This is a genomic window from uncultured Nostoc sp. (assembly GCF_964245445.1).
Classification (GTDB): domain Bacteria; phylum Cyanobacteriota; class Cyanobacteriia; order Cyanobacteriales; family Nostocaceae; genus Nostoc.
Genome location: NZ_CAXTNE010000009.1, coordinates 1 through 16727 on the forward strand (window position 1 = coordinate 1; position 16727 = coordinate 16727).

Annotated in this window: 13 protein-coding genes; 7 read left to right on the plus strand and 6 right to left on the minus strand. The window is 42.5% G+C overall.

Annotated elements, in window-relative coordinates:
• The first annotated feature begins 22 nt into the window (after positions 1 to 22).
• The 6 genes from ACFE90_RS02770 (at position 23) to ACFE90_RS02795 (ending at position 4785) form a co-directional block, all read left to right on the plus strand.
• On the plus strand, positions 23 to 994 hold the full coding sequence (locus tag ACFE90_RS02770) for a DUF362 domain-containing protein (protein WP_375497619.1): 972 nt from the start codon (positions 23 to 25) through the stop codon (positions 992 to 994).
• Positions 995 to 2053: 1059 nt separating this feature from the next.
• Entirely contained in the window at positions 2054 to 2242 is a 189-nt protein-coding gene (locus tag ACFE90_RS02775; RefSeq protein WP_375497527.1) for a hypothetical protein, read from the plus strand.
• A gap of 188 nt (positions 2243 to 2430) precedes the next feature.
• Positions 2431 to 2592 (plus strand): hypothetical protein, encoded by a 162-nt coding sequence (locus ACFE90_RS02780; protein ID WP_375497529.1) that lies wholly within the window; start codon positions 2431 to 2433, stop codon positions 2590 to 2592.
• Between the two features lie 207 nt (positions 2593 to 2799).
• Positions 2800 to 3312 (plus strand): inorganic diphosphatase, encoded by a 513-nt coding sequence (locus ACFE90_RS02785; protein WP_100901064.1) that lies wholly within the window; start codon positions 2800 to 2802, stop codon positions 3310 to 3312.
• 175 nt (positions 3313 to 3487) lie between these two features.
• Complete coding sequence (gene panD, locus ACFE90_RS02790) at positions 3488 to 3871, plus strand: aspartate 1-decarboxylase (RefSeq protein WP_375497531.1); 384 nt, start codon at positions 3488 to 3490, stop codon at positions 3869 to 3871.
• A gap of 11 nt (positions 3872 to 3882) precedes the next feature.
• Complete coding sequence (locus ACFE90_RS02795; RefSeq protein ID WP_375497533.1) at positions 3883 to 4785, plus strand: MBL fold metallo-hydrolase; 903 nt, start codon at positions 3883 to 3885, stop codon at positions 4783 to 4785.
• A gap of 161 nt (positions 4786 to 4946) precedes the next feature.
• Here the strand turns inward: ACFE90_RS02795 and ACFE90_RS02800 are convergent, their stop codons facing one another.
• The 4 genes from ACFE90_RS02800 to ACFE90_RS02815 form a co-directional block, all read right to left on the minus strand.
• Positions 4947 to 6167 carry an HhoA/HhoB/HtrA family serine endopeptidase gene (locus tag ACFE90_RS02800; RefSeq protein WP_375497535.1) on the minus strand — a complete coding sequence of 407 codons (1221 nt, stop codon included), beginning with the start codon at positions 6165 to 6167 and terminating at the stop codon, positions 4947 to 4949.
• A 288-nt stretch (positions 6168 to 6455) separates the two neighbouring features.
• The gene (locus ACFE90_RS02805; protein ID WP_375497537.1) at positions 6456 to 7778 is read right to left on the minus strand and encodes a D-alanyl-D-alanine carboxypeptidase; all 1323 of its coding nucleotides are present in this window, start codon (positions 7776 to 7778) and stop codon (positions 6456 to 6458) included.
• 480 nt (positions 7779 to 8258) lie between these two features.
• Positions 8259 to 9329, minus strand: coding sequence for a TIGR00730 family Rossman fold protein (locus ACFE90_RS02810; RefSeq protein ID WP_375497539.1), 1071 nt, complete (start codon positions 9327 to 9329; stop codon positions 8259 to 8261).
• 368 nt (positions 9330 to 9697) lie between these two features.
• Positions 9698 to 11467 carry a pentapeptide repeat-containing protein gene (locus tag ACFE90_RS02815; RefSeq protein WP_375497541.1) on the minus strand — a complete coding sequence of 590 codons (1770 nt, stop codon included), beginning with the start codon at positions 11465 to 11467 and terminating at the stop codon, positions 9698 to 9700.
• Between the two features lie 531 nt (positions 11468 to 11998).
• Here ACFE90_RS02815 and ACFE90_RS02820 point away from each other — a divergent pair.
• Positions 11999 to 14995, plus strand: coding sequence for a zinc-dependent metalloprotease (locus ACFE90_RS02820; protein ID WP_375497543.1), 2997 nt, complete (start codon positions 11999 to 12001; stop codon positions 14993 to 14995).
• A 96-nt stretch (positions 14996 to 15091) separates the two neighbouring features.
• On the opposite strand, the gene ACFE90_RS02825 is transcribed toward ACFE90_RS02820, so the two are convergent.
• Together ACFE90_RS02825 and ACFE90_RS02830 are read right to left on the minus strand one after the other, a co-directional pair.
• Positions 15092 to 15637: a histidine phosphatase family protein gene (locus ACFE90_RS02825; protein WP_375497545.1), complete on the minus strand. Its 546-nt coding sequence runs from the start codon at positions 15635 to 15637 to the stop codon at positions 15092 to 15094.
• A 75-nt stretch (positions 15638 to 15712) separates the two neighbouring features.
• A complete protein-coding gene (locus ACFE90_RS02830; protein ID WP_375497547.1) occupies positions 15713 to 16447 on the minus strand; it encodes a DUF1995 family protein in 735 nt (244 codons plus the stop codon).
• Between the last annotated feature and the right edge of the window lie 280 nt (positions 16448 to 16727).

Consider the following 16727-nt stretch of genomic DNA (forward strand, 5'->3'; position numbering starts at 1 on the left):
GCCCCCAGCCCCCTATCTATCCATGCAGACTCAAAAACCATCTGTTAGTCTTATTCGGGCTACATCTTACGAACGAGAGGCTTTACGAGAATCCTTAGTCATTCTCCTGGAACCTTTTGGAGGAATGGCAGCATTTGTGAAAAAAGGCGATGGCGTTTTACTCAAACCGAATCTACTTACAGGTACGCGTCCTGGTAAAGAGTGTATCACCCGTGCTGAACTCGTTTACGAAGTTGCCCAGATGGTAATTGAAGTTGGCGGTAAGCCATTTTTGGGCGATAGTCCTGCTTTTGGCAGTGCCAAGGGCGTAGCAGTAGCAAATGGCTATCTGCCGATTTTAGAAGAACTCAATCTTCCCATCATCGATTTTCACGGTCAGCGTTACCAAACTATTAGTGACAATTTTAACCATCTGCGACTGTCTAAAGAAGCAATGGAAGCAGATGTAGTGATTAACTTACCTAAAGTGAAATCACACATGCAATTGACATTAACACTGGGCGTAAAAAACTTGTTTGGTTGCGTCCCCGGTAAAATGAAAGCTTGGTGGCACATGGAAGCAGGAAAAGACGCGAATAGATTTGGTGAAATGTTAGTAGAAACTGCCAGGGCAATTAACCCTAACTTAACCATATTAGATGGCATCATTGGTCATGAAGGAAATGGCCCCAGCAATGGTGAACCTCGCCAACTAGGAATTTTAGCAGCCGCATCAGATATATTTGCTTTAGATCGGGCAATGATAGAAATCCTCAATGTTCCTCCTGAACAAGTGCCCACAGTTGCAGCTTCCCAAAGGCTAGGAGTTTGTCCAGAACTAACTGCCATAGAGTTTCCGCATTTAAATCCTGACTTATTAAAAATACAAGATTGGCGGCTACCAGACAAATTGATGCCCATCGATTTTGGTATGCCCCGCGTAATTAAATCTACGTTTAAGCATCTTTACACCCGATTTATCAAGGAACCAATGAGTGTTTATGGAAGGGAGTAGTACCGCAGGGCAAAAGTCAAAAGTCAAAAGTCAAAAGAATTATATTCCAAGCTTTTGCGCCATTTGAAATGGTATGTTTATTTCCGCGCCCACTGTACTAAGGAAATGAGGGAGACAAGGGGAGAATAAACTCATACCTAATCTCTACTTCTACTCCCTACTCTAATGCAAACTTCGTTACAGCAATTTGATTTATTAGAAGAGTAATCTGTAATTACCCTCCGATTACTTAATCAGACCGCCCTATGATATTTAGTGGCGGTTTTTTTAGTTGATTAATTTGTTATCCAAAAACTTATACGGATTTAGAATCTGGAAATTGGTATTGGGTATTTTGTTCAGATGTAAGCAAAGTTTAGTGATAACTCCTACATTTCTACGCTACTTCTAAAATATTTTTAAATATACCTATATATAGATTGACAAAATTGCTGTAATGATAAATACAGTTTAAAATTTAAATTCTAAAATATTTGTTTAGTGGTATCACTGAATCCATGCTGCACACGCAGTTAATGCATCTGTATTTATTCGGTAGCTATCCTTGGTTACAAAAATTATTCCTATCCATTTCTTGTCTAGCATCAAATCTTTTTGTGTATAACTACTGTATAACAATCAAAAGCACTGAATATTTCTCAGTGCAATTGCTGTTTTGTGTCCTGTATCACAAATTAGCAATTACAGTAAAATGACCTTATCAAAGACGTTTTAAGATGTTATAATGATGAAGTATCGGACAAATATGTTTTGCTAATTAATCTTTAAATAGCGAAAAAATGTAATTTATGATGCTGTCAACGTTGGCTTTGCGTATGCGAACCATTACACCATACAGGGAAACATCTGAAAATATTAATTGGAAAATAAAACATAATTTGTTTAGTTGTAACTTTGTATTAAGAACTTTATGTATAAAAAGGCTATTATGACAGTTAGAGAACTGGTTTAGATTGTAGGACGCTACACATTCTACAGTTTAAAAATAGCTAACATAGCAATTAAAACTCTCAATCAGAGAGTAAACCTATACAGTGTTACGAACAACTTCAATTTTGTATGAATTCAAATAGCCAGTCTGCCAATTCTACCGACACATATTCCCAACGTTTGGCAGACATTGTGGGAACTGCCATCGCTCTATTAACTCTCATTTTACCCGTATTTGTCATCGGTCATTATTCTTCAACTGATGTTCAAAATAACCAGCAGCCCCTGGTTCAAAATTTCAAAGGAAGTCAAAATTGATAAAGCTTTCCAGTAGCATTTTATCAGTATAAAAGCTACAAAAAAAGAGAAAACTGATTTTGAGACAATCTCTCTAGATTTGGATGTAGTTCATCAGGAATAAGCTGAAATCTTTATTGTGTGACTCCAGATTTCAGTTGTCTTAACACAGTAGGGGCAGAAATGAATTTCTCTAACAGCAATTAAGGATGGGAAAGAATAATACCCTCTTGGAAAAAGCGTTGCGAAGTTACTTCACAACGCTTTTTCCATTTCAATTAGGAGTGGCAGAAATGAGGCAATACCGTTCGGTTAAGGAATTATCTTGGTTGAGGCAGGCAGGGGAAGCAGAGGGAGAGAAGAATTACTGAACAATAACTCTCTTGGCTCCCCTGCCTCCCCTGCTTCTTCATTTCCCTCTGCTCCCTGCTCCTTGCCCCTCTGCCTCTTTCCAATGCCCAATGCCCTATCTCGTGAAATGAATACGTTGGGAAGAGATCCATATTGCCCTAAAATTCTACACGGGGAGCGAAACTGACTGAGTGCCCCCATGATTTATTGTTATCAGAGGAGTTTTTGTGGACTTATCTCGTATTCCTGCCCAACCAAAACCTGGTCTAATCAACGTTCTAATTGAAATTACTGGCAAAAGTAAAAATAAATACGAATACGACAAGGAACTAGAAGCTTTTGCTCTAGATCGAGTACTTTATTCCTCGGTACAATATCCTTATGACTACGGCTTTGTACCCAATACTTTGGCTGATGATGGCGATCCTTTAGATGGCATGGTCATAATTGACGAGCCAACCTTTCCAGGCTGTGTGATTGCCGCACGACCGATTGGCTTTTTGGAGATGATTGACGGTGGCGATCGCGATGAAAAAATCCTTTGTGTTCCTGACAAAGATCCGCGCTACACTCAGGTCAAATCCCTGAATGATCTAGCGCCACACCGCTTAGATGAAATTGCCGAATTTTTCCGTAGTTATAAAAATTTGGAAAAAAAGGTGACTGAAATTCTCGGTTGGCAAGATGTGGACAAAGTTGCAGCTTTAGTAGAAAAATCTGTCAAAGCTTATAGAGGATAATAGAGGAGTTAGGAGTTAGGAGTTAACACTTAAGAGTTAAAAGTTAGGAGTTAAGAGTTAAGAGTTATGAATTTTTATTTCTCACTCCTCACTACTAATTTCTTACTCCTCACTCCTGACTTTAATAACTTTCACTTGTTACGGATTGTAAAATATGTCACTAACCCAAACCTAAATGCAGCGCACTCTCCTTTTGGCAAAAATTCATAACTGCACCCTCACGGGGGCGAATATCAACTATGTGGGTAGTATTAGCATTGATGAAATGCTTTTGGAAAAAGCTGGCATCTTACCCTATGAGCAGGTGCAAGTGGTTAATAATGCCAACGGTCAGCGCTTTATTACTTATGCGATCCCGGCTCCAGCCCATTCAGGAGTAATTGAGCTAAATGGGGGTGCGGCACGTCTAGGCATTATTGGCGATCGCTTGATTATAATGACTTACGGGCAGTTTACTCCAGAAGAGTTGAAAAGTTACTCTCCCACGGTAGTCATTGTGGACGAAAAAAACAGCCTCTTAGAAGTTCGGCACTACGATGATCTGCTCAGTAAGGTCTAATTTCAAGGAAAATGTCAAATTTTGAGTTGTCGGATTCCCAGAGCTACATACCTGAAAAGTCATCTACCCTGCCAAGTAGCCCAGCAGGTGAATTTATCGTGCAATTCTGGGGTGTAAGAGGTTTGATTCCCACTCCAAGTAGCAATACCAGTCGTTATGGTGGTAATACCGCTTGTGTAGAAATGTATGTAGCTGGGAAACGCTTGATTTTTGATGGCGGTACTGGCTTACGCATACTCGGTAAAACTTTGCAAGAACTGCAACAGCCACTAGAAGCCCATTTATTTTTTACCAACTGCCAATCAAACAGAATTCAAGGGTTTCCCTTTTTTGTTCCAGCATTTATTGGGGAAAATTGCTTCCATATTTACGGCGCAGCTGCATCAAATGGAGCCTCAATTAAACAATGTCTCTACGATCAGATGCTCCAGCCACACTTTCCTTACCCTTTACAGGTAATGCAGTCGGAATTGCAGTTTTACAATCTCACTCCAGACAGTGATGTGAAGCTAGATGATGTCACTATTACAAATGCATTAATTAATCAAACTCAGAGGTCAGTTGGCTACCGAGTCACTTGGAAAGAGTATAGTGTTGCTTACATCACGGATTTGCACCAGAATGCCGATCAAGTGGAGCGAGAGCGGATTTTACAGTTCATTCAAGGCGTTGACTTGCTGATTGCCAATGGCACTTACACTGCGCCTACATCTCATAACCATGACTCTGCTGATTTGCTTTGGCAAGCTGCGGTGAATGCGGCTCTGAATGCTGGCGTTAAACAGCTAGCCATTTCTCATCATCATCCAGATGACCATGATGATTTTCTTAACCAGGTTCAAGTCGATGTTAAATCTGCTTTTCCTCAAACAATACTAGCCTATGAAGGTCTAGTTTTAGTTGTTGGTAAGTGAAGCTATTTGTTTTGCTAGACATCAGGACGGATCCATGATGAAGTTTATTAACTGTGCTGTCATATAACTAAGCGGATCTCGTTTTTATACAAAACCTATTAAGGGCACAGCATTGCTGTGCCCCTACTATTCCACACTCTTAAAATCGGCTATATGCACCTCTAAGAAGAAGCATTTTGCAACTCGGCTGTGCGGACTGAAAGCTGCTGTGTCTGATTACCTCGTTGCACTTTCACCTGTAATACTTGACCAAGACGACTGTCTTCCACAACGTTCTGCAATTGTTCAGCACTGGTAATAGCTTTACCATCAACTTGAAGAATTACATCCCCGCGCCGGATACCCGCAGATGCAGCTGGAGAATTAGGCACAACTCGCATTACAAAAACACCATTAATTTCTGGTATCTGAATAGGAGAATTGGGATCAGTGTTATTTTGCTTGGCAAGATCGGGTGTCAAAGTTAGCATTTGCACGCCCAAATAGGGGTGAGCAACTTTGCCATCACGTTGCAATTGTCCTGCGATCGCTTTAGCTTTATCAATAGGAATCGCAAACCCAATACCCATCGCATCAGGGCGAATGGCTGTGTTAATACCAATCACTTCACCTTGGCCATTCAATAGTGGCCCGCCTGAGTTACCAGGGTTAATGGCAGCGTCTGTTTGAATAAAATCTAAGCGTTTGTCACTAATGCCAACTTGGGCGCTGGAACGTTTGAGGGTACTGACAATTCCCAAAGTAACGGTATTATCAAATCCCAAAGGATTACCAACTGCGATCGCCCAGTCTCCTACTTGGACATTATTAGAAGAACCCAAGGGTGCTACTGGCAAATCATTACCAGCATTAATTTTGACTACTGCCAAATCTGTAACTTCATCAATACCTTGAACTTTCCCTTCAAAGGTGCGGCCATCTTTGAGTCGGACTGTTACTTTATCAGCTTTATCGACGACATGAGCATTAGTCATAACTAACCCGCTCTTGTCAATAATGAAACCTGATCCCAAACCGCGTAACTGCTGCTCAGGAGGCATCTGTTGGGAGAAACCGTCACCAAAAAACCGACGGAAAAAAGGGTCTTCCATAAATGGATCAACCCGACGAGTAATTGTCCGCTCAGTATCAATTCGGACAACTGCTGAACCAACACGATTCACTGCTGCTGTCACAAAGCTACTGCTACCGATCGCACCAGTGGCTGGTGATTGCCGTTGGGCAATCAGTTGTGAAGTATCAAGAGCAGTTACTGTGGGTGCTGGTTCGGCTTGGGAGGGTAACACTTGCAATGAGCTAACGGTTAGCAGAACTCCAAGCGCGATCGCTAAAACATGAGTACTGAGTTGGCGTAAAGACCTGGGTAATTTGAGAAATCGCATAATCATAACCTGATTTATAAGCTTAATTGTTGCTTAGTCGTGACAAATCTATTTACAGTTATTTTTACAAAATTGACGTTGGCTTTTACTTCAGGTTTCGCCTGCTCTCCCCAATAATGGGGTTAGGGCATTTTGCGAACTACCTATAATCAACTTAATGGAAAATTTAACCCAAAAGCTATTATGGACATTTACCCTTTACAAGTTCGGTTTTTACCCATCAATAAAACTTTTGGATTGTGAATAAGACAGGCTTACTCTATGTTCTAATGGTGAATTATAGATAAACTAACTTTTGAATAAAATTTCATTGCGCCTATCTGCACCTAGCTGGGGTAAAGAGTTGATGGCTGAGTGGGGAGTAAGGGCAATAGGAACGGTTAGAGGTAGTTGTAATTGTTTTACAACATTTTGCAACAGCTGGTCTTGTCCAGTCCGCAAACCCCAGACATTTGTCCCCCGGTTGATAATAGCAAACCAAACCAAACCGCGATCGCGTGTAGGCATTACTCCAGCTAAGGCGCTAACATCGCGGAGAGTGCCAGTTTTGATCACAGTAGCAAGGGGAATGTGTCTGGAGTGTACTGTCCCCCGATGATCAAATCCAGACATGGGAAACAAGTCAGCAAGATTCAGTTGATGGGCCGATGCCTCAACTTGAATAGCCATCAGCATGGCACAAACAGCTCTAGGGGAAATGCGATTTTCCGGCCCCAATCCAGAACCATTAATTAACTGAATTTCCACTTGTGGCACTCTAGCAAGGTTAGCAGCAGTTGACTGCACTACAGCCGCTCCTCCTACTGAGTCTGCCAGCATCTCTGCCATATCGTTGTTACTGTAAACATTCATTTCCTTAAGCAGTTGCTTCAAAGGCAATGAGCGATGACGCAGTAACAAAATCTGTCGGGGGTTTGGTTGCGCCTCAACTTTCACCGCACCAGCAATGAGAACTTGAGGCTTGGGCGTTCCCTTGGGCATGATTGAGTGTGTATAGATAGCGGGGCGACCCCAAGTCGCACGATTTAGTGTTTGCTTGAGCATCAGACCTGCTAGCATCGGCTGACGTTGGAAATTCATGGCAAAACTGCCATTAATAATCAAATTTCCCTTTACTTGCTTGATGCCCATTTTATTGAGAGTATTACCAAGAGCGATCGCTTCTTCCCAAACAAACATCGGATCGCCACCACCAGTAATCACCAAATCGCCTTGTACAACCCCATTTACCACTGGCCCAGTGGCACTGATTAAGGTATCAAATTGGTGATCTGGCCCCCAGGTTTTCAAAGCAACTAATGAAGTAGCAATTTTGGTTAAAGAGGCAGCAGGCAGAGGTGTTGTACCTTGGTGATTTGCCATCAGCATCGGCCCCGACTGCATCCAAATTCCCTGACTCTGGGCCAGATTTTGCGCTATCAGTTTCGATGTTATTAGCTGTTTCAGATATTCCTGCACCGTAGTAGCCCCAGTTGGATTAGGATCAGGCGCAAGAACCAAGCCAGGGCTACTTTGCCAAGTCAAAGCGTCTAAGGCATCTAGAGGTTTGATTTGTACCCCGGCCATCTCTAGCCAGAGCGACACCAAACCTGAACCCAATAATTCCAGCATATTTTATTCCTCTGTTAAGATGTGACACAGTGTTTACTGTGCTAATATACAAGCTTTTTTACAAGAATCAGTATTGAGTCATAATAACTGCTGTTTCTCTCATCTGTAAGTAGGGTAAATCATATTGTTTTCGCGGCTCCTTTAACAATGCCAAAATGCCCATTCCTCATGAAGATAGCCGCATGGAATAAAAAATCTCTAGCTAAGGCAATGATATGAATTAGTTATAAGAAAACTTTATGATCAGGTATGAAGTGATCGCATCTCATAAAGATAATTCGTAATTCGTAATTAAATTAGTTAAAGATTTATACCCCACTAATAAAGCAGCAATTCTAGAATTTAATACGGGACTCAAACCCTAAAATTACGTCAACACAGCGCAAAGGAGTCCGCGTACTCTGTAAGAGTTGCAAGCTACGCTTTTAGCATCTCGTAGAAAGCTTCATTACGAATTACGAATTACGAATTAGTTAATATTTACTTTCTTTCTGGATGCGCTGCATCCTCTGGTGAAGGAGTACCCATTCGGTTAATTGTGGCAATCATCTGATACAAGCGCCCCAAGTCGCGTTGATTAAAGTACAAAATGAGTCGGGGTAGTTCAACAGTCTCATCTTGTGCTTCTTGAGGTAATGCCTGACTTTTTTCAATCCGTCCTTGAATAATAATGTCGCTGAAATTAGCATTGAGTTGCTCTACCTGAGCGTCTGATATATCTGTCTTCAGACGGATGACTAACTTTCCACCTACATATCGGCAGGAATGATAAACCTGGTAAAAACGCGTAATGGCATCACAAGCTACATCCACGTTATTTGTCACCGTGTAAAGACTGGGGTCTTCAGGACTGACAAGACCATTTTGCACTAGTTGCTTATCAATATATTCGCTCCAAGACCGCCAGTAATTACCACCAGGGCGATCGATTAAAACTAGAGGTACTGGGCCAAATTTACCATTCTGGCTTAATGTCATGCATTCAAAAGCTTCATCTTGAGTGCCAAACCCTCCCGGAAACAAAGCTACAGCATCACTTTCTTTCAGGAGAAACAGCTTGCGGGTAAAGAAATATTTGAAGTTAATCAGCTTGGGATCACCTTCTATAAAAGGGTTCGCTTCCTGTTCAAAGGGTAACTGAATGTTTAATCCAAAAGAATTTTCTCGCCCAGCCCCTTCATGACCAGCCTGCATGATTCCACCGCCACCGCCGGTCATCACCATAAATCCTAATTGAGAAATAGCACGACCAAACTCAACGGCCATTTGGTATTCTGGTGTATCTGGCGCTAGACGAGCAGAACCGAAGACGGTGACTTTGCGAACGTGTCGGTAATCATAGAAAAGCTGAAAACCGCGCTCCATATCTGCTAATGCAGCCGACAAGATTTTCCAATCGAGACGTTCAATTTCGGTATCAGCTAAACGAACAATAGTAGCAAGTGCTTGCTGAATAAATTGCCGGTTTTTTAATGTCGGTAAACGAGCAATCAATTCAGCGATATCCGCCTGTAAAGACTCTAATGTGTCAAACGACGCAGATGAGGTCATGAGAACTGCTGCAACAATGGCACTATATTTTACGTGAACTACTCACACTCTAGCAAGCCGGAATAGGCTTCTGATGTACAGTTAGCATACTCAGAACTGATTTTGAGGTAGTATTGGTCATTACTCAAGTTGAGATCCCCATCTTTTGAGACTAGAACTCGAAAGTTCGTGTTCCGAACACGACTTTTCACGGCATCTGGAAAACCTTTCTCTAAATCTCTCTCCTAAAAGGAGAGAAACTTTGAATTTTCCCCCTTCCCGCATCGGGAAGGGGTTTAGGTTTTTGATGGACTTTTCCACATAACATGAAAAGTCAGGTTCAAAGCTTAGGTTTTACCTTTCCCCTCATCCCCCTCATCCTCCTCATCTCAATTCAATCCCAGTTCTTCCTTCAACGCCTCCGGCACATTAACTGCTGTCTCTAATCCCCGCACACCTTCCCACTGCTGCTTTTTACCCCAGGTCATTTTTTCCATATTGGCGTCGCTGAGGTCAGCACCACCGAGAATGGCGTAGCTAAGGTTACTGTGGCTGAGATCCGCACCATTGAGGATAGCACCACTGAGGTTACAGCCACTGAGGTTAGCACTATTAAGGTTGGCATAGCTGAAGTCTGTACCGAAAAGGATAGCGTCGGTGAGGTCGGCACCACTGAGGTCGGCTTCGCTAAGAATCACCCCACTGAGGTCGGCCTCGTTGAGAATCACCCGACTCAGGTCTACACCACTGAGGTCTGCGCCTAAGAACATTGCACCGTTGAGTCTAGCGTTGTTAAGCTTGGCACCGTTAAGTTTGGCATAGCTGAAGTCAGCAGCGATGAGGATGGCATCACTAAGGTTGGTACTGAAAAGAATTGTGTCACTAAGGTTAGTACCGTTGAGGATAGCGTGACTCAAATCAGCACCACTGAGGTCGGCACGACAGAGGTCGGCATGGTTAAGGTTAGTGCTGCGGAGGTTGGCTTCACTCAGATTTGCACCGAAAAGGATGGCGTTACTTAGGTCGGCATGGCTAAAGTTAGTGCTGCTGAGATCGGCGCGGTTGAGGTCGGCGCGGTTGAGGTCGGCGCGGTTGAGGTTGGTGCTGCTAAGGTCGGCGCGGTTGAGGTCGGCGCGCCTAAGGTTGGCACAGCTTAGGTTTGTACCACTGAGGTTGGTGCTGCTGAGGTCAGCACCAGTCAGGTTTGCACCGCTAAGGTTGGCACCACTGAGGTTGGCATCGCCGAGGTTTGCACCGCTAAGGTTGGCACCACTGAAGTTTACGCCAGTTAAGTTGGCATCGCCGAGATAAGCAAGGCTTAGGTCAGCCCCCCTAAAGTCTGCCCCAGTCAGGTTAGCATCGCCCAAGTAAACACTCTTAAAGTTGCCGCCTTTAAGAAATTGCCCGACTATACTGCTAAAATTGCCAATTTCCAGGGCATCGCTATAGTTGATGATCCGCAGCAGTTGGGATGTGAAAAAATTGTCTGTGTCTAGTTGAGCAGATGGATAGAAGGTGATTTTTTGTTTGAGTTGATCTCGCTCTTGGGCGTAGCGGTGTAACTCTAACAGTAAAATTAGTACGTTTAGCCCTGTATATATGTCAACCTGTCTCAGCCCGATCGCAATATTTTGCGCCGCTAGCTTTAACATTGTTTTCTGAGGTAGGTTATCATCTGGTGTCCTATCGATAAATTCTCCCTGACACCAGCGATGATAAAAATCTTCTAGCCGCCAAAAAAGCAGTTCTGGGCGAATTTTTTGACCAGTCACAACCAATTCCATTAGTTGGTTGACTATTTCTGGTTTTAACGCTCCATTGCCCAATAAATCATAAATCTCTTCATGCATCTGGCGATCGCACACTCTAAAGGAAAATCCAGAAGGTAGTGTGCCTGATTTCCGATCATCGATTTTAGAAGTCAAACCGCCCTTTGGTTTTGTCCATTTTTCTAAGCTTTCTTGCAGTTTTTGAGACCATAAATCTTCCTGTAAATTATCTTGAGCAAATTTAATGCTTTTATAAGGTTCTTTAATACTTTTTCCTAGAGGTAAAACTGCTTCGGTTTTCACAGATGTGGTTTTTGGCATCTCTTCTAACCTTGTATCCCTCACATAATTTCTCAGCAGTTGCCAAACTTGAGATAAATATGTTGACATTTCTGTGTCCGTTGTTACATTTAAATTACTGTTTTGATAATTCTGAATTAAAAATTTCTCTATGCTGGTTTGCTTGTCATTGCCAGAAATTAATAGTATCAATAAATACTACACGAAAACTCTCATGGGTTGGCGATATCTCCGATGGGTTACACCAACGGTGTTCTTAGAGGGCGGCTTCTTGCTAACCCGTAGTAAGTTCAAGTTTCTTTTCCTGATGCAAATCAAGTGTCATCAGAAAAATTTTTTCAAAAATGAAGTAATTTTCCGCCTTTGGCTAATTTGCTATGCTTTTTTCCCACAATATTTACTAGTCTGATGTAAAAATAATACTTACTGTTTGTGAGAGTTGCAATTGTTAGGAAAAATCCTACTGTACCACAGCGTGAACATTGCGGAAAATGGTAACTAAAATTGAAGTCTAACTCTACGGCTTGATCTAAAGCATCTAAGAGAATCGAAAAAAAGCAGGTTATATAGCTTTGCAAAAGTTAAAAATTAACTACGAAATAACTATCGGGGATACAAGGGATGAAGAACAGATTAACTTTTTATATGATTTTGTTACATGGTTTGTTTTTAGGAACAGCAACGGCTAGCGCTAAGTCACCGTTTGTTAACATTAATACATTATCAGCCAACCAGAAGGCTGTGCGGGTTATAGAAGCCGTAGTTACAGCCAAGAGTGGAGAGAAATCCAATAGTCAGTTAACGACAGAAACTTCTACTTCAGCATTATCACCAAATAATATCAATATTCCCCAAGAAAAGAGGCTACCGTCAGGGCAAGTTTGGGTGGTTAATCAAAATAAACACGCACAGCCTCAACCGTTTATTTGGGTAGTAAAAGACCTTAAAAAAGCAGGACAGCAACCATTCTTGCAAGTTGCAAAACCCGCAGAAAAGCCTAAACCTAGCAAAACACCAACAAAGGATGATTTAGAGCCATTTGATGAAGTTATCAAAGATACCCAAAAGTCAGGGGGATTGTTTACCTTATATCGTAATAAAGAAAAGAATAAAATTTATTTAGAAATTAAGCCAGAGCAACTTAATAAAAATTACCTAGCTACAGCAACCCTGGAATCGGGTATTGGCGAACGGGGTATCTACAGTGGTATGCCTCTGCAAGATTTTTTGTTTTATTTCCAACGGGTGGATGATAAATTAAACTTTGTGATCCGCAATGTTAATTTTCGCACTCGTGAGGGAGATCCCCAGGTGCGATCGCTAACCCGATCTTTTAGTGATTCTGTTCTCTATAGCATTCCCCTGAAAAGCATTCATCCACAACGCAAAACTCTTCTTATCGACTTGGGAGATTTGCTATTGACAGATTTAGGTGGATTATCTGCGAGTTTAGGAGTCCCAGCAACCACCGACCAATCTTATTTTGGAACTGCCAAAGCTTTTCCGCAAAACTTAGAAATTGAGTCAGTTTTAAATTTCTCCGGTAGCAGTGATCATGACAGTGAAGTGGCAAGCTTTGCGTCGTTAGCTGATAACCGTGGTTATACCTTGCGCGTCCACTACAGTCTCTCGCAACTACCTGATAAAGATTATCGCCCGCGCCTTGCTGACGATCGCATCGGTTATTTCATCACCGCCTACCAAGATTTATCCAAAGACGATCGCGGCGATTCTTTTGTCCGCTATATCAATCGCTGGGATTTGGAAAAACAAGACCCGAAAGCAGCAATTTCTCCACCCAAAAAACCGATTGTCTTTTGGATTGATAACGCTGTGCCTGTAGAGTACCGCGATGCTATGAAAGAAGGCGTTTTAATGTGGAACAAAGCTTTTCTCAAAGCTGGATTCAAGGATGCAATTGAAGTCCGCCAAATGCCGGATGATGCCACATGGGACCCAGCAGATATTCGCTACAACACGATTCGCTGGATCAACACAGTCGATGGTTACTTTGCACTGGGCCCATCTCGCGTTAACCCATTGACTGGGGAAATTTTGGATGCAGACATTCTAGTAGATGCTAGCTTTGTGCGGGAACTTAAGGGTGAGTATCGTAAAATCGTCCAACCTAGCCAAACTGAAAATCGCACTACTCTATCAGCATTGATGCAAAATCGTCTACTTTGCACCAATGGTTTAGATGCAAAAAACAATGATAAACCCCAACAGGCGCAAGGGCAAAAGGGTTTGTTGCACCGTTTATCAAAAATGGCAGGCGAGTACGATTTATGCTATGGGATAGAAGCTGCTAACCAGTTTGCCTTTGGTTCACTGGCAATGTCACTGCTGCCAGATACTATGGCCACTCCAGACCAGGTGAAAGAATATATCAATCAATATTTACGTTTAATCATCGCTCACGAAGTTGGACATACTCTTGGTTTACGCCATAACTTCCGTGGTAGTACACTGCTACCACCAAACGAGATGAATAATACCGAAATTACCAAAAATAAAGGTTTGACAACTTCGGTAATGGATTATATTCCCCCAAATATTGCCCCTCAAGGGACGAAACAGGGAGATTATTTTCCCAGTATGGTGGGGCCTTATGATGACTGGGCGATTAAGTATGGCTACATGCCAATTCAAACATCAACTCCCATAGCAGAAAAGCCAATTTTGTCAGAAATTGCTGCACAATCCTATAAGCCAGAGTTGAGTTATTCCACAGATGAAGATATGTATGACCTTGACCCAACTGTTGATGCTTGGGATAACAGTGGCAATGTCTTGCTTTATTCCCAGTGGCAATTGAATAATTCGCGGGTGATGTGGGAACGTCTCGATAAGCGTTACCCAATAGCTGGTGATAGTTACAGCGATGTGAGCGAACGTTTTAGTACAGTATTGGGTAACTATTTTCAGCAAATATATTACACTACAAAATACATTGGCGGACAGTCTTTCTATCGCATCCACCCCAGCGAAATACCCTTTGGAGTTAGCCAACACCGATTACCATTTGAACCAGTACCAGTTGAAGAACAACGACAGGCTTTAGAAACACTGCAAAAGTATGTATTTGCGGAAGATGCCCTCAGCTTTTCACCAGAACTGCTGAATAAATTAGCACCTTCGCGTTGGCGACATTGGGGTAGTACTCCGCAAGTTGGTCGTTTGGATTTTCCAATTCATGACTTGGTGCTGTTCATGCAGGGTTCTGTGTTGCGGGATTTACTCTCAGGCGATCGCCTCTCTCGCCTCAAGGATATTGAACTGAAAACGAAGCCAGAAAATGCACTGACTCTGCCTGAACTATTTGACACTTTGCAAACAGATATTTGGACAGAAGTAATCAAACCAAAAGGTAAACTAATGAAGATTGGCAGTTTGCGACGAGGCTTACAACGGCAATACCTGGATATTTTGACTAGTATGGTGTTGCGAAAAGAATATGTCCCAGAAGATGCCCGGACTCTGGCGTGGTATAAACTCAAACAACTAGATGAGAAACTCAAAAGGGTTAATTCTGAGGATGAATACACCAAAGCGCACTTGTTAGAAACGCGCGATCGTATAGAGAAAGTATTGAATGCACCGTTGCAAGCGAATTAAAAAAGTTGTAGAGACGCGATTAATCGCGTCTCTTTGGCAAAAAATATATTTAGTAAGTTAATGACAAATCAAGACTGAAAAATGTCAGTATGTATCTTAAGGGCAGATCATTGGCTTTACATATGTCGCACTATTGAGAAACTGTACGCGATACACATCTGGATTGCTCAATTTTTGCCATTCAGCATAACCAATGCGATCGTCAAAATGCTTCAGGATCAACGCCATTAAATTACCATGCGTGACGATCGCAATTGTGCTTGCTTCTTGCTGCAATACTTCATTAATTACAGCTATCCCACGCGCCATAGCACCACGGCTTGACTCACCACCATCTAGATATAAATCAAGGTTGGTAAATGATTCAGCTAATTGCTCACGCCAATCAGCAAGCAGTGTTGCACACAGGATACGTTCGGTAAGTCGGTTATCAATCTCGATTGAGAGGCCCAGACGTTCCGCGAGGGGAGCAATTGATTGATATGCTCTAATAAATGGACTGGAGATAACCCGCTCGATCCCAAAACCGAATAACAAATCAGCAAGAGCGATCGCTTGAAAATTGCCCTCTGATGTCAGAGGCGCATTAGGTTCCTGTCCAACTGCTTGGCAATGTCGCACAATATATAGGGTTTTCTGCATCAAGTTTATATTATATAAAAAACTCAAAATAAGGCAGCAGATGAGAAAGTTTTCCCCTGCTACCTCTGCATTATCCTAACTACTCAACGCCTTTAAGAACCGTTGCAAACTCTTAAATACACTAGGCTTTCTTGCAGGTGTCGCATCAGTTGTTGTTTGCGGTTGTCCCTTTAAGAGGATGAGATCCAACTCATCACCCGATGGTTTGGTGGGTAATTCGGCAATTCTTTGATATTCGCCGTTGGTTTCCAGCCAAACTTCCCACTGTCCTGGGTAGCAGCGATATAAGGCACTTTCATCATCTATAGGGCGGAGGTAATAGGCAGATTCAATGGTACTGATAAAACGATCGCGGATTTTTCTAGCTGTATAACCAATGCCTACAGTTCCAGCATCTTCTAGGCGGGGATTTAACAAGACTAAAGGGCGATCGCCTATTACTTCACATAACTTTTCCAACTGCGGTACTTCTACGGAAGTGGGGGCGATGAATAAGAAAATTTCATCCTCTGGCTGAATTTTTGTCTGCAAAGAAGCAGCCCTTCCCGTACCAATATCCAAAATTTGAAATGGTGCATCACCCCAATCGCGTCGGGCTAAAGCCGCAGCACCAGCGTCAGCAAAGAAAATCTTCAAACGGGAATCATATTCTGTAAACAGTGGCAGAAATTGTTCCGCCACCGGCATAAACTTGAGTTCTGGGAACAGGAACTCAACTTGTATACGAGTACAGCCATCTGCAAGGGCAGCTTGGACGGCTAGACGAGATTGAGCGATCGCATCTTCAAGACTATTGGGAAGTTCACTCATAGTTTATTATGTGGGTTTAGCATTACTCCCATTGTTCCAGTATTAGCTCTGATTGAGTAGGCAGACGATGACGATCAGCCTCAGGATATAAAGGCTCAATGGGGGTTGGGTTTTGCTCCGGTGTAGCCCGTCGTAGACATCGCCTCTGATATCATATCTGCTCGATTACTTATTCAACCTAGAAAACCCCCCCCCCCCCAAACGATTCGTTTTGTGCCCACCCCAAAAGCCCACCGGGTTTTAACAATATAATTAGTTAACAAAAACAAAGATTTTTTAG

Excerpts from the sequence above, each read along its gene's own strand:
- ACFE90_RS02770 (WP_375497619.1), top strand. The coding sequence starts at position 23 with ATGCAGACTCAAAAACCATCTGTTAGTCTTATTCGGGCTACATCTTAC.
- ACFE90_RS02825 (WP_375497545.1), bottom strand. The coding sequence starts at position 15,637 with ATGCAGAAAACCCTATATATTGTGCGACATTGCCAAGCAGTTGGACAG.
- ACFE90_RS02780 (WP_375497529.1), top strand. The coding sequence starts at position 2,431 with ATGGGAAAGAATAATACCCTCTTGGAAAAAGCGTTGCGAAGTTACTTC.
- ACFE90_RS02795 (WP_375497533.1), top strand. The coding sequence starts at position 3,883 with ATGTCAAATTTTGAGTTGTCGGATTCCCAGAGCTACATACCTGAAAAG.
- ACFE90_RS02775 (WP_375497527.1), top strand. The coding sequence starts at position 2,054 with ATGAATTCAAATAGCCAGTCTGCCAATTCTACCGACACATATTCCCAA.
- ACFE90_RS02805 (WP_375497537.1), bottom strand. The coding sequence starts at position 7,778 with ATGCTGGAATTATTGGGTTCAGGTTTGGTGTCGCTCTGGCTAGAGATG.
- ACFE90_RS02800 (WP_375497535.1), bottom strand. The coding sequence starts at position 6,167 with ATGCGATTTCTCAAATTACCCAGGTCTTTACGCCAACTCAGTACTCAT.
- panD (WP_375497531.1), top strand. The coding sequence starts at position 3,488 with ATGCAGCGCACTCTCCTTTTGGCAAAAATTCATAACTGCACCCTCACG.
- ACFE90_RS02810 (WP_375497539.1), bottom strand. The coding sequence starts at position 9,329 with ATGACCTCATCTGCGTCGTTTGACACATTAGAGTCTTTACAGGCGGAT.
- ACFE90_RS02830 (WP_375497547.1), bottom strand. The coding sequence starts at position 16,447 with ATGAGTGAACTTCCCAATAGTCTTGAAGATGCGATCGCTCAATCTCGT.
- ACFE90_RS02815 (WP_375497541.1), bottom strand. The coding sequence starts at position 11,467 with ATGTCAACATATTTATCTCAAGTTTGGCAACTGCTGAGAAATTATGTG.
- ACFE90_RS02820 (WP_375497543.1), top strand. The coding sequence starts at position 11,999 with ATGAAGAACAGATTAACTTTTTATATGATTTTGTTACATGGTTTGTTT.